This is a genomic window from Thiohalocapsa sp. (assembly GCF_022340605.1).
In the GTDB taxonomy this organism is placed as follows: Bacteria; Pseudomonadota; Gammaproteobacteria; order Chromatiales; family Chromatiaceae; genus Thiohalocapsa.
The window spans coordinates 1-13,140 of record NZ_JAJDNQ010000067.1; the positions used below are offsets into that span (position 1 = coordinate 1).

12 protein-coding genes and 1 pseudogene are annotated in these 13,140 nt (G+C 68.1%); 3 read left to right on the plus strand and 10 right to left on the minus strand.

Going from position 1 to position 13,140, the window contains the following annotated elements:
- The 4 genes from LJE69_RS08825 to LJE69_RS08840 all read right to left on the minus strand — a co-directional run.
- The coding region (locus LJE69_RS08825; protein WP_296924003.1) for a DEAD/DEAH box helicase at window positions 1-3,117 on the minus strand (3,117 nt) is incomplete at its 3' end.
- 264 nt (window positions 3,118-3,381) lie between these two features.
- Window positions 3,382-3,597 carry a type II toxin-antitoxin system HicA family toxin gene (locus LJE69_RS08830; RefSeq protein ID WP_296924005.1) on the minus strand — a complete coding sequence of 72 codons (216 nt, stop codon included), beginning with the start codon at window positions 3,595-3,597 and terminating at the stop codon, window positions 3,382-3,384.
- A 28-nt stretch (window positions 3,598-3,625) separates the two neighbouring features.
- A complete protein-coding gene (locus tag LJE69_RS08835) occupies window positions 3,626-3,871 on the minus strand; it encodes a type II toxin-antitoxin system HicB family antitoxin (RefSeq protein ID WP_296924007.1) in 246 nt (81 codons plus the stop codon).
- 291 nt (window positions 3,872-4,162) lie between these two features.
- A complete protein-coding gene (locus LJE69_RS08840; RefSeq protein ID WP_296924009.1) occupies window positions 4,163-4,438 on the minus strand; it encodes a hypothetical protein in 276 nt (91 codons plus the stop codon).
- Window positions 4,439-4,523: 85 nt separating this feature from the next.
- Between LJE69_RS08840 and LJE69_RS08845 the strand changes: the two genes are divergently transcribed.
- The 3 genes and pseudogenes from LJE69_RS08845 to LJE69_RS08855 form a co-directional block, all read left to right on the plus strand.
- On the plus strand, window positions 4,524-5,423 hold the full coding sequence (locus tag LJE69_RS08845) for a hypothetical protein (RefSeq protein ID WP_296924010.1): 900 nt from the start codon (window positions 4,524-4,526) through the stop codon (window positions 5,421-5,423).
- Window positions 5,424-5,696: 273 nt separating this feature from the next.
- Complete coding sequence (locus LJE69_RS08850) at window positions 5,697-6,206, plus strand: reverse transcriptase domain-containing protein (RefSeq protein WP_296924012.1); 510 nt, start codon at window positions 5,697-5,699, stop codon at window positions 6,204-6,206.
- Window positions 6,207-6,530: 324 nt separating this feature from the next.
- A pseudogene (locus tag LJE69_RS08855) lies at window positions 6,531-6,749 on the plus strand (hypothetical protein); the annotation flags it as partial.
- A 69-nt stretch (window positions 6,750-6,818) separates the two neighbouring features.
- On the opposite strand, the gene LJE69_RS08860 reads toward LJE69_RS08855, so the two are convergent.
- From LJE69_RS08860 to clpB, 6 genes are all read right to left on the minus strand, one after another.
- Window positions 6,819-8,057, minus strand: coding sequence for a 4Fe-4S ferredoxin (locus LJE69_RS08860; RefSeq protein ID WP_296924014.1), 1,239 nt, complete (start codon window positions 8,055-8,057; stop codon window positions 6,819-6,821).
- A gap of 602 nt (window positions 8,058-8,659) precedes the next feature.
- Complete coding sequence (locus LJE69_RS08865) at window positions 8,660-9,463, minus strand: MBL fold metallo-hydrolase (protein WP_296924017.1); 804 nt, start codon at window positions 9,461-9,463, stop codon at window positions 8,660-8,662.
- A gap of 20 nt (window positions 9,464-9,483) precedes the next feature.
- On the minus strand, window positions 9,484-9,822 hold the full coding sequence (locus LJE69_RS08870) for a DUF3127 domain-containing protein (protein WP_296924019.1): 339 nt from the start codon (window positions 9,820-9,822) through the stop codon (window positions 9,484-9,486).
- A gap of 179 nt (window positions 9,823-10,001) precedes the next feature.
- Window positions 10,002-10,811 (minus strand): alpha/beta fold hydrolase, encoded by an 810-nt coding sequence (locus LJE69_RS08875; RefSeq protein ID WP_296924021.1) that lies wholly within the window; start codon window positions 10,809-10,811, stop codon window positions 10,002-10,004.
- Between the two features lie 81 nt (window positions 10,812-10,892).
- On the minus strand, window positions 10,893-11,015 hold the full coding sequence (locus LJE69_RS08880; protein WP_296924023.1) for a hypothetical protein: 123 nt from the start codon (window positions 11,013-11,015) through the stop codon (window positions 10,893-10,895).
- A 112-nt stretch (window positions 11,016-11,127) separates the two neighbouring features.
- Window positions 11,128-13,140 (minus strand): ATP-dependent chaperone ClpB (gene clpB, locus LJE69_RS08885; RefSeq protein WP_296924025.1); only part of this gene is annotated, 2,013 nt, incomplete at its 5' end.

The window sequence follows — 13,140 nt, forward strand, 5'->3', positions numbered from 1 at the left end:
CAGCCAGGACTCGTCGTTGCCGACGATGGCGCCGGCCAGCGCCTTCTTCTCCTCGATCATGTCGTTGATGCGCTCCTCCAGGGTGCCCAGGGTGACGAACTTGTGCACGAAGACGTTCTTCTGCTGGCCGATGCGGAAGGCCCGGTCGCTGGCCTGATCCTCCACCGCCGGGTTCCACCAGCGGTCGAAGTGGAAGACGTGGTTGGCCTTGGTCAGCGTGATGCCGACACCGCCGGCCTTGAGCGAGAGCACGAAGATCGAGGGCTCGGTGCGTGGGTCCTGAAAGGCCTCGATCATGGCCTCGCGCCGGCCGCGGGCCGTCCCGCCGTGCAGGTAGTAGGTGTTGTAGCCCAGGCCCCGTTTGAGCAGATGCTCGAGCTGGCTGCCGACCTCCGTGAACTGAGAGAAGATCAGCACGCTGTCGCCCTCGGCCATGACCTCTTCCAGCATCTCCTGAAGGCGCTCGAGCTTATGAGAGCGCTCCGCGGTGAAGGTGCTGCCGTCGTGCAGGAACTGCGCCGGATGGTTGCAGATCTGCTTGAGCTTCATCAGGGTGGAGAGCATCAGGCCTTGGCGCTCGATGCCTTCCTTCTCTTCGAGCTGACGTTCGACATCACGCACGACCGACTCATACAGGGCCGCCTGCTCCTTGCTGAGGTTGCAGTATTGGATGGCCTCCACCTTGTCTGGCAGGTCTTTGATGATGGCCTTGTCAGTCTTGACGCGGCGCAGGATGAAGGGCTCCACCAGGCGCCTGAGGGTGGCGGTCTGCACCGGGTCGTTATCGCGCTGTACCGGCAGCTCGAAGCGCTTGCGGAACCGGGCCTGGGTGTCCAGGTAGCCCGGGTTGACGAAGTTGAAGATAGACCAGAGATCGGTCAGCCGGTTTTCCACCGGGGTGCCGGTGAGGGCCAGCCGATGTTGGGCTTGGAGCTTGAGCACGGCCTTGGTCTGGGCGGCCTTGGGGTTCTTGATGTTCTGTGCCTCGTCGAGGACCACGCGGTGCCAGTAGATGCCGGCGAAGAGCTTCTCGTCCAGCCGCGCCAGGGCGTAGGAGGTGATGACCATGGCCTTGTCCGCCGCCAGCGCCTTGAAGGCTTCCGGCTCCCGCTCCCGACCGGGACCGTGGTGGATGAGCGTCGCGAGGTGCGGCGCGAAGCGCTCGACCTCCTTGGCCCAGTTGCCCATGACGGAGGTGGGGGCGATGAGCAGGGTGGGTGCCGGGACCGCTTCGGCCCCACCCCCCTGCACCAGTCGCTCCTGCACCAGTCGCTCCTGCTCCAGGCGCTCCTGCACCAGTCGCTCCTGCACCAGGCGGGCGATGACCTGCATGGTCTTGCCGAGGCCCATGTCATCGGCCAGACAGCCGTTCAGGCCGAGCTGCTCCAGAAACCGCAGCCAGGCGACGCCCCGCTTCTGGTAGTCGCGCAGCTGTGCCTTCAGTTGCGGCAGGTCCGCAATGGGCTCCAGGCGGCTTTGGTCGCGCAGCCTGTCCAGCATCGCGGCCAGGGCGTCGTCGCGATCGACCTCGAAGGTCTCGTCGGTGGCGGTGCGCGCGAGCAGATCCTGGACGCTCATCTCCCCGCCTTTCCCGAGGCCCTCTCCCCCGTGCTCCCGCCAAAAGGCGAGCATCTCCTGCATTTTGTTCCGGTCGAGCTCGACCCACTGGCCGCGGAACCGCACCAAGGGGCTCTTCGCCTCGATCAGGCGCTCCCACTCGGCTTCGCTCACGACCTCATCGCCGATAGCGAGCAGGTAGTTGTACCGGATGAGGTTGTCGAGGTTGACGTGGCCAGCCCCCGCGGTGGCACCGCTCGAAGACTTCGAGGGCGAGGCGCGTAGGCGGATCTTCACGCGGCGCCGGCCCTGAGGCGTCCACCAGGCGGGGACGATGATCTTGAATCCGGCGTCCTCCAGCACCCAGACGGATTCCTTGAGGAAGTCGAAGGCCTCATCCAGGTCCAGCGCCACCATCTGGGGCGCGGCGGTGTCGAGGCCCGCCCAAAGCTTCGGGACCATGCGGGCGGCGAGCCCCAGGTTGAGCAGGAGGTGGGTCTCGAAGTCCGCTCCGAGCTGACGGCGCAGCCGTTGTCGCGCTTGCTCGGACGCGGACCAGTACTCGGACAGCGCGAGGCGCTGGGAGGGGTCATCTTTGGGAACGGCGACGAAGTGCAACGACCAATCATCTTCGCCGCCATCGGGCGGCTCCACGAGCCGAAAGCCCAGTGTGAAGGCGGCATCGCGCTCGGCGCCGAGGATGCGCCGGCGCCACTGCTGCCAGTCCCGGTAGACCTCCATGGCCGGCCCGGCGGTCTGCCAAGGCCGGATCTCCGAGTCGACGCAGGCAGTGAGCAGGCTGTTGTCGATGCGCTTCGTGAACGTGGCCGGCAGCGGAGTCTGGCGGACGACTCGCTCCAGCAGCACCTCCGCGCAGTGCCGCAGCAGACTCTCGTTGTCCCCCGGCCCTTCCAGCGCGCAGGCGCAGGCGCCCGGCATCCTGTCGCGGGCATCGGCGATTAGCTGCTCGTAGGGGTCCGAGGCCCATTGCCAGGCCCCATACAACTCCAACGGCGGCAGCTTGCGCTTGCCTTTCGGTCGCGGCGGCTGACGAAGGATCAGGGCAGGAAGGTACTGATCGCGCACCAAGAGCCGCTTGAGCCCCTGGGTGAACCAGTACCAGAACAGGAAGTCGTTGCCGGGCTGGACGTCGTCGGCCCGGTAAAACGATAAAAAATGGAGCTCGCTCAGTTGTCTGACGGGATGTTCGAGACGCTGGCAGTCCACGCGCCAAGGTCGCGGCGCCGTCGAGCCCTCGTCGATGGCTTCCGGCCAGTGCTTCGCCAATTGGGGCGACGGCAGCGGCGCATCGGATGCACTGGGCAGGTGGATCTCGCGGGAATCCAACACATCGCGGAGCTGAAGCCCGGTCGGCTTCGCGCCAAGCCCCTCGAGAAACGCGGACCAGGCCTCCCCGCGGAGGCTGAACGGATGAAACGCGGTCCCCCTGTCGCGCTTTGCCGGCGTGCGCTCCAGCGTCTCCACCCACAGCCGGAACGATCCACCTTGGAGAAAACCGTCGGTGGTCTCTGGGAGCCAGAAGGCGTGCAGGATCTTCATGGCCCCCGATTATTGCAGACGCCGGGGATGACGGCGCGCTGCGCGGGGCCCTGGCCGACGACTTACCAGGTGCTCCAGCAGCTTCACCGAGCAGCCGTTGCACTCCCCCAGTGCAGACCTGCGCCGTGGGCAGATCGAAGGGGATCGCGTCGCGGTCCTGCGCGATGAGCTGCCGCATGGGGGTGGTGCCGGGCTTCATGACGGATCGCGCTCCGTAGGGTCCGCCGTGCGGACCATCCGGGGGAGCCTTGCGGCGAGGCTGTTTTAAGCGCCATCCCAGTCTTGTTGCGAAATTCCAGCCTGACGCAGGATCTCCGCGATCAAGCCTGCACCAATGTCCCCGCTGCCGTGCGGGTTCGGGATGCGGATCTTCTTCGTGCCCCGCTGCATGAACTGATGTCGCTTACCGGCATGCGGCCCCGTCCAGCCCAGTGCGCGGAACTTGCGAATCAGCTCCCGGCGTGAAAGCGACTTGGGCATGCAGGCCAGCGCGTCATCGAGGCAGACATCAGGCGGCAGAGTCCCACGCAATGGCCAAGTCGTGGCCATCGACGACGGGTAGCGGGTCGTGGTCGTGGATCTTGAGCAACAGCCACTCCTCCAGCACTTCCGCCAACTCCGTGCGGCAAGCCTCCACGGAGGCGGCATTTGCCCACACCCCCTCGAAGCCGGGGATCTCCGCAAACCAGCTGCCGTCCTCCAGCTGTTTGTACTCGCCGTGACAGAGGGCGGCGCGGATGTAGTCGGTCAGCATGCGTCTAACCTCGTTTGTGCGACGGACTGGAGATGCTAGCGCCAAACTGCGAGATCCGCTCGCTTGGCTGCCGCTGGGGCGGGCCTAGATCGTAACGTCGGCCAGGCGCTGCCAACCGTGGGAGCGGCGTCCCCGCCGCGATCGGCAGCCCCAAACGCCGCATCGCGCTGAAGACAGCGCTCCCACGGCCCGCACACCCAGCGCCGCCCTCCCCCGTGGGAGCGGCGTCCCCGCGGCGATCGGCAGCCCCAAACGCCGCAGCGCGCCGAGGACGGCGCTCCCACTGCGGCGTCACGCCTCCGGCGCAACCAGCCCGTTCTGCGCCAGCACCCGATAGACCTTGCGGCTGGTCCGCCCGAGCCGCGACAAATCCCCGAAGTTCGGCCGCTCCCCCGCCGCAAGCCGCGCCTCCCAGTCCGACAGCTCGCCATCGAGGTACGCCAACAGCTTCACCGAGCAGCCGTTGCACTCCCCGGTGCAGACCTGCGCCGCCGGCAGATCGAACGGAATCGCGTCGCGCACCCGCGCGATGAGCTGGTGCATGGCGGTGGTGGTGTCGGGCTTCATGACGGATCGAGCATGTCGGGCTCAGGCAGGGTATCGCGTCATCAAAACGTGCATATCAAGCCCGCAAACAGCGTCCACACCGGCAATGACGACGCCCTCTCCACGATTGCTGCGGCTGCGCTTCCTGTTCCGTGCGGATGGCCCGCTGACACTCACCGGCTATGCCGGCTTCGCCTGGCGCGGGCTGCTCGGCCACAGTCTGCGCGACCTGGCCTGCGTGACCAAGCAGCCAATCTGCGACGGCTGCCTGCTGTTGTCCAGCTGCGTCTATCCGGCCGTGTTCGAGACACCTGCCGCGGCGCTCGCAGGGGTGCCGACCACGGCCAAGGACCTGCCGCACCCCTTGGTGCTGGATGCCAAACCGGTGCCGCGGACCTTCGACCCGGCGCGAGACCAACTCAGCCTCCACCTCACCCTGATGGGGCCCGCCCGCGCCCACGCCCCCTTCCTGATCCAGGCGGTCATCAACGGCACCGCCGGCGGCCTGGGCGGTGGCCGAACGCCGCTCGGGTTGCTGCGCGTCGAGCGCGAGCGGCATCTCGGCAGCGGCGACTGGGTCTGCGCCTTCGACCCCAGCGCACCCGCCCCGCTGCCGCCTCAGGAGTTCGACAGCCCGGCTCCGGCCCTGCCCGCCACGCCACCCGCCGCTACCATCGCCTTCGAAACCCCGTTGCGCATCAAGGCGGCCGGCCGCTTCGTCAGCGCGGAGGCCTTCCACCTGCGCGACTTCGTCCGTGCCCTTTTTGTTCGGCTGCAGACCCTGAACCGACTTTACGGCGACGGCAGTATCCACCCGGCGCCGGCGCGCCTGCAGCCGATCCTCGACGGGCTGCAACTGCGCAGCCGCGCCCTGCGCTGGATTGACCTGGAGCGATGGTCCTCGCGCCAGCTCGCCGCGCGCACGAATACCTCGCCGAGTGCCGGCGCATTCTGGGCAAGCTCGGCGACGACGAGCGCACCGCCAAGCGCCTCCAAGATGGCATGAGCGCGGACTTTTTCAGCCAGACCAATTCCAAGCTGCGCAACCGGCTCGGCAGCAATGCCAAGTTCTACACCATCTGTACTCGCGAAGCGGCTGCGACGGACCAACCGGCACGCGGAGCTGTTCAACCTATTGCGCGAGAGCTGGTTGACCGCCTTCGCCGTTGTCGCTGTCGCGAGCGACATCTATCAGCCGCAGGTCTTCAGCATCCGCTTTGCGTGCGTAGCGGGCAATTGTACGGCGAGTCGGGTTACGCGATCGCTGACCCGACCTACGATGCTGCAGCACGGGGCGCGGAGCGCCCGCCTTTGCTCCAACGCCGGAGCGTTGGAGCCAGGTCAGCTCTTCTGCAACCTGTACCTACACCCCTTCGACCAAGCACTCACCAACAAGCACATCCCCTTCGTCCGCTATGCCGACGATCTCCCGCTATTCACCGAGACCGAGTCTCAGGCCCGGGCCGCTCTCACCGTCGCCGAGCAGGGGCTGCGTGGGCTCGACCTCGCCCTGCATCCCGACAAGACCCGCATCGTCCGCAGCCACCAAGGCGTCGAGTTCCTCGGCCAACGCCTGCCGGATGCAGACAGCGCCAGGCCCCAACCCGCAAAGGCCCGCAAGGCAAGTCGGCCAGCCCGCAACTCCGGCCTCATCACCCGGCGTCCGGCCGATGCCCGTCCATCGCACGAGAAGCCACCCCGGCACCGCCACGGACCAAACTCCCCCAAGCGAGCGCGACCAGGCGCCAAAAAGCGGCCCCGGCCCTCATCGCGTCGTACCCGACCCTGAGCCAATACCACCCTTGCACCGCAGAGCCAGCGGGCTACACTGTGGCCCTTGTTCCTCGATGAGTCGGGTTGAGGAAGGAAGCCCGACGCGGCGCGCACGGCTAGCGCCACCGCCTCAGTCTGCGCCTACGCCTGCGCCGGATTGTCCGGCCTCCTTCGTTGGCCCGGCCTACCGATGCACCTGGAAACCGCGCTATGCAGGCATGGCGCTCGGCTGGAGGCCTTCGCAGCGCGCCCGCTCGCGGAGGAAACGTCATGACGCTGTGGGAGTTGCTGGACCGCGTGTCCACCGTGCTGGGGCCGCTGACGACGCTATCGTGCGGTCAAGGAACTGCTGGCGGACATGCGAGCGGAGGGCGTCAGGAACGTGGCCGTGGACGTGACGGGCGGCAAGGTGCCCATGAGCCTCGGCGCTTTCATGGCCGCCGAGGAGGCGGCGCTCGACTCGCTCTATGTCACCACCGCGTGGCGCGACGGCAAGCCGGATGCGTCGACAGCCAAGCTGACCCGTATCTCGGGGACGGTCGCCACCGCGCGCGCCTGAGGGAGACCGGCGGCGGCGCCGCGGCCGCTGTCGGCCGCATCAACGCATCGCAGAGCCGCCCGCGTTACGCTACCCCCGCCACATCAGCGGCACCCGCAGGCGCCGCTTCAGGGCTTCGCGGAGGTAGGGCCAGAGCCGGCCCTTTTCCCAGAGCATGCGGGCGTAGAGACTCATGGGCTGGGCGGGTGGCTTGCGGTAGCCGTCGCGGGGCTTGAGCGTGATGGCGCCGTGCTCGCAGGTGGGGATGCAGACACCGCAGCCGAGGCAGACATTGGCCTGTACCTCGGCCCAGCGTTTGCGCTGCTGGCGGTCTTGGCGTGCCGAGGACGTGCCGACCTGATCCCCAGCCTTGGCGCCGGTCGGGCTGCCGAGGCCGATGCACTTGACGTTGCAGGCGCGCATGCACTCGCCGCAGTAGTCGCACAGATCGGGGTCCACCTCGGCGATGAAGGGGGTCTTGGCGAGGCCGTCGGGGTAGCCGTTCTGCACGCCGCCGAGGAGCTCGCAGCAGCAGCGACAGCAGTTGCAGAGGAAGGTCGGCTGCTCGCGGACGTTATCGGTGACGTGGGTCAGGCCCAGGGAGCGGGCGTAGTCGAGGGTCTCGAGCATCTGCTCGACAGTGCGCTCCTCGGCGAAGCCGCGGCGCACCAGGAAGCGCGCGCCCTCCCCCAGCACCATGCAGATGCCTTCCACCGGCGCGCCCTTGCGGCAGCTCTGGCCGAGGTGCTCCTTCTTGTGCCGGCAGTAGCATAGGGTCACGGCGCGGTAGCTCGCGCGGCGGATGACCTCGCGGGCGTCCTCGTAGGGGGTGATGCGGGAGGTGACCGGGATCTGGTCCGGGTAGACGAGGGCGCGGGCGATCTGGGTGCGGCTGCCGAAGAATTCCCGCGCCTGGTCGGTCCCGTCGGTGGCTCGCTCGTTCAGGTATTCGGTCATGAGCCGCGCGATGCGCTCCACCGGCAGGTCCACGCGGCGGCGCATGAAGGTGATCTCGAAGAAACCGATGAGCCCGGGGATCAGCATGTAGTAGCTGGTGCCCGAGTACGGCAGCTCCATCACCAGGCCCTTGTTGGTGAGGGATTCGAGGATGCCGTCCAGCTCGGCGGCCGGGACGCCGGTGGCCTTGGCCAGCTCATCCCGCGTGGCCTCGAGCACCGGGAAGCGGGAAGCCACGTAGGCCTCGCGCTCATCGAACAGGAGGCTCAGGATTTCGCGCAGCTTGTCGTTGTCCACCAGCCCGATGGGGTTGCGGTTCAGGCGGTCGATGAGCGGCACCAGGGAGGATTTGGTGCTGAGGAGGTGTCCCATGGGCGTCGGGCGCGTTCAGCGGCGCAGATTGGCGGCGATTGCGGCGAGTATAGGCAAGTGGATGCATGGGCAAATTGACCCAGGGCCGGGCGTGGGCGGTTGGCCGCGGCTGGGTTACGCCGGATTGATCCAGCCTAGGAGATGGGCACGCTCCGCTTTGCCCATCCTACGCCGAGATCCGCTCCGAGCGATGCTCGAGCCGCCGCCACAATCACCGCGACCAAGCGCTGGCCCCGTGGGAGCGGCGTTCAAGACTGTGAAAGTGTTCGGCGTAGGTCGGGTTAGCGATAGCGTAACCCGACAATCAACAGCTGACGCACGCCCGTCGTCGGGTTACGACGCGCTAACCCGACTACAATCCGCGCGTTTTCGGCGTTGCGAGCAATGCTTTTGTAGTCTCGTCGCCGGTGCGATCGGGCGGCCGTCGCGCCGAGGACGGCGCTCCCACGGCGGTGGATGGAGGTCTGATCGAGGGCGGCGTGGGGGTGCCGCGGGGGGGCGGGCTGGGGGTGTGACGCCGCCGGCGCGCCATTGAGCCGCGCCGGCGGCGGGCCGAGTGGAACTCGGCGCTCCAGGGGGTGGCTGGGCCGGCCTTTTGGCGGTCAGGGGTGGGGCGGGCGGATGAGGATCTGCCGGCCCACGCCGCCTTCGATGCAGCGCTCGCCGTAGGCTTGGCGGAAGGCGGCGCGGGCGGTGTCGCCGGTGCAGTGGGTGGGCACGACGCAGACGATGTCGAGGGCCTGAAAGGCGCGGATGGCGCGCTGGATCTCCACCGCGTCGGCGTACATGAGGTGGAAGCCGCCGATGGCCCAGTCGATGCGTTTGCCGAGCATGGCGGCGCCGCGCTCGACGATGCGCTCCATGCCCGGATGGGCGCAGCCGCTGATGGCGGCGGTGACGCCGGCCGCGCCCGCGCTGCCGGTGGCGCCGTCCGACGCGTTCAGGATGAGGCCGTGCTCGGGCGGCCCCGCGCGCATCGGGTCGGCGTCCATCATGCCGGTGCTGAGCACGCCGGGCAACAGCGCCCGCGGCTCCGGGCCGACGACGATGAGCTCCGCGCACTGCCGGCGCAGGTCCGCGATCAGGTGCTTGGAGAAGCCCTCGTGCAGCACCAGGGTCAGGTGCGGGTTCAGCTCGAGCACGGAGTCGAGCCCGCCCATGTGGTCCCAGTGCGGGTGCGACAGGAACAAGCAATCCACCGAGGCCGGGTCGACGCCGAGTGCGGCCATGTTCTTGAGGAGCGCCCGGCCGTTGCTGCCGGTGTCGAACAGAATTCTGTGCCCGCCAGTTTCGCCATCGGTCTCCCCATCGATCTCGATCAGCGCGGCGAAGCCCCACAGGGTGGTCAGGCCGGGCACGCCCGGGTAGTTGTCGAACAGGATGGTCAGGCGGGGCGGCCGGGTCATGATGCGAGCTCCCGTTAGGTCTAGAACGGCGGTTCCCCGTCCAGCATCGGCGGCTCGCCGGACTGGTCGAAACCGTCCCCCTGCCCCGCACCCTGGCCGGCCGGCTCGACGCGCCAGGCCTTCACGTCCGTGTACCAGCGGCCGTTGTATTCGCGACTTTCCAGATCGATGTGGACCGTCAGTTCCTGGCCCTGCTGGATGCCGAACTGGTCGATGCGGTCGCCCCAGACCATGAAGCAGACTTGCTTCGGATACTCGCCCGGGATCTCGATGACGTACTCCTGCTTGCGCCAGGGGCCGCGGGTGGACGTGCCGGACTTTTCCGGAAGGACTTGGGTGATCTTGCCTGTCAGTTCCAAAGCTCGTGGGTCTCCGAGAGGATTGGGTTGATATGCGCGCCCGGGGGCATGCATGACTCTGCGCATCCTACCGGACCGTGGGAGCGGCGTCCCCGCCGCGATTGCCGCGCCGACGCTCACATCGCGGCGAGAACGCCGCTCCCACGAACGCGAGGCCGAGGCCAGTGACGCAGACGCGATCAGTCGAGAAAGTCAAGCACCGGCGCCAGAAACTGCGCCGGCGCCTCGACATGCAGCGCATGCGCCTGCCCGGGGACGACCACGACCTCGGCGCCGGGGATCGCGCGCAGGTCCGCCAGCGCCTCGTCCGGCGGAAAGATCAGGTCGCGCTCGGCGCACAAAGCCAGCGCCGGCGCGCGCAGCTCGGCCAGCCGCCCGCGGCAGTCGAAGCCGCACATCGCCGCGGCCTGGGCGCTGAAGCCGGCCGGCGACTGCGGATGGGGGTAATCGAGGGCGAGCCGCAGCGCCTCGCCGACCACGTCCGGTCGCGCGAAAAAGCCTGGCGTGAAGATCCAGTAGAAGAAGTTGCGGAACCACACCGCCGGGTCCATGCCGCCGGCGAGGGTCGCCGCCCAATCGGCGAACAGGCTGTCGTTGCGCGCGCCACTGCTGGCGGCGGTGTTCGCGAGGATGAGCCTGTGCACGCGCTCGGGATGGCGCAGCGCGCAGGTGAGGGCGACGAAGCCGCCCATGGAATGCCCGAGCAGGTCGAAGCGCTCCAGACCCAGGTGGTCGGCCAGCGCGATGCAGTCCGCGGCCATGGCGTCGATGCCGCTGGCGGCGTCCTGCGGCTGGCTGCGGCCGCAGCCACGGTTGTCGAACAGCACCAGGCGCCGGTGCTCCGCGAGCGGGCCAACGACGGGCATCCAGGATTGAGAGTCGCTGGCGAGACCGGCGACGGCCACGAGTGGTGGGGTGCCGCCGGCGTCCGCGGCGGAGCCGTGCAACTCGTAGTAGAGGTCGATGCCGTTGATGGGTGTCAGGGGCATGGCGGGGCTCCGCTGAGTATGGCCTTATCGCGGCGGGGACGCCGCTCCCACGCATCGCGGCGGGGACGCCGCTCCCACGAATCAGTCGTCGGGCAGCCAGTCGTCGTCGAGGTCCGTCTGGATGACGGCGTCACACACGGGCTTGCGATAGACCTTGTCGAGGTTCTCGGCGCTGAGCAGACACGTAAGGCTCGGTGACTGCACAGCAACCGCTCGATGGCGGCACGGTCTCTTACTCGGCTCCCCGGCCAGGCCTCCAGGGCGACACTCGCTCGCGCCGGACCGCGAACGGTAGGGACAATTCCATGGCCGTGCACTAATCCACCAGCTCCGCCTCCACCACGGTACCGAACGCCAGCCGGCCGTCCTCGGCATCCACCTGAACCGTATCGCCCGGCTTGAACTGCCCGGCGAGGATCTCCTGCGCCAGCGGGTTCTCCAGTTGCGCGCGGATGGCGCGCTTCAGCGGCCGGGCGCCGTAGACGGGGTCGAAGCCGGCCTCGCCGAGCAGGTCCAGCGCGGCGTCGCTGATGTCCAGGGTCATGTCGCGGTCCGCCAGGCGGTCTTTGAGGTAGCCGATCTGGATGCGGGCGATGGCGCGGATCTGGTCCTCGTCCAGCGGGTGGAAGACGACGATCTCATCGAGGCGGTTGATGAACTCGGGCCGGAACGCCTGGCGCACGATCTCCATCACGGCGTCCTTCATCTCCGCGTAGTTCGCCTCGCCGGCCTTCTGCTGGATGATGTCGGAGCCTAAGTTGCTGGTCATGACGATGACCGCGTTGCGGAAGTCCACGGTGCGCCCCTGCCCGTCCGTGAGCCGGCCGTCGTCGAGTACCTGCAACAGGATGTTGAACACGTCCGGGTGCGCCTTCTCCACCTCGTCCATCAGGATGACGCTGTAGGGCCGGCGGCGGATGGCCTCCGTCAGGTAGCCGCCCTCCTCATAGCCCACGTAGCCCGGCGGTGCGCCGATGAGCCGCGCCACCGAGTGCTTCTCCATGAACTCGGACATATCGATCCGGACCATGGCGTCCTCGGTGTCGAACATGAACTCCGCCAGCGCCTTGCACAGCTCGGTCTTGCCGACGCCGGTGGGCCCCAGGAACAGGAAGGAGCCGATGGGCCGGTTGGGGTCCGACAGCCCGGCGCGGGAGCGGCGGATGGCGTCGGAGACGGCGCGCACCGCCTCGTGCTGGCCCACCACGCGCTGCTCGATCTCCTCTTCCATGCGCAGCAGCTTCTCGCGCTCGCCCTCCAGCATCTTGGACACCGGGATGCCGGTCCACTTGGAGACGATCTGCGCGACCTCCTCCTCGGTGACCTTGTTGCGCAGGAGCTGGGTCTCGTTCTGCTCCGCCTCGGTGGCGGCGGCGAGGCGCTTTTCCAGCTCGGGAATGCGGCCGTATTGCAGCTCGGACATGCGCCCGAGGTCGCCGGCGCGGCGCGCGGTCTCCAGCTCCAGGCGGGCGCTCTCCAGCTCTTCCTTGATGTGCGCGGTGCCCTGCACGGCAGCCTTCTCGGCCTTCCAGATCTCGTCCAGGTCCGAGAACTCCCGCTCCAGGCTGGCGATCTGCCCCTCCAGATCCGCAAGCCGCTTCTTGGACGCCTCGTCGGACTCCTTCTTCAGGGCCTCGCGCTCGATCTTGAGCTGGATCAGCCGGCGGTCCAACCGGTCCATCTCCTCCGGCATGGAGTCGATCTCCATGCGGATCTGCGAGGCGGCCTCGTCGATGAGGTCGATGGCCTTGTCCGGGAGCTGGCGGTCGGTGATGTAGCGGTGGCTCAGCGTCGCCGCGGCAACGATGGCGGGATCGGTGATCTCCACCGCGTGGTGCACCTCATAGCGCTCCTTCAGGCCGCGCAGGATGGCGATGGTGTCCTCGACGTTGGGCTCGTCCACGAGCACCTTCTGGAAGCGCCGCTCCAGCGCGGCGTCCTTCTCGACGTACTTGCGGTATTCATCCAGCGTGGTGGCGCCGATGCAGTGCAGCTCGCCGCGGGCCAGGGCGGGCTTCAGCATGTTGCCGGCGTCCATGGCGCCCTCGGCCTTGCCCGCGCCCACCATGGTGTGCAGTTCGTCGATGAACAGGATGATGTTGCCTTCCTGCTTGGCGATGTCGTTGAGGACGGCCTTGAGGCGCTCCTCGAACTCGCCGCGGAACTTGGCGCCGGCGATGAGCGCGGCCATGTCCAGGCTCAGCAAGCGCTTGGATTTCAGCCCCTCCGGCACCTCGCCGTTGACGATGCGCTGCGCCAGGCCCTCGACGATGGCGGTCTTGCCGACGCCGGGCTCGCCGATCAGCACCGGGTTGTTCTTGGTGCGCCG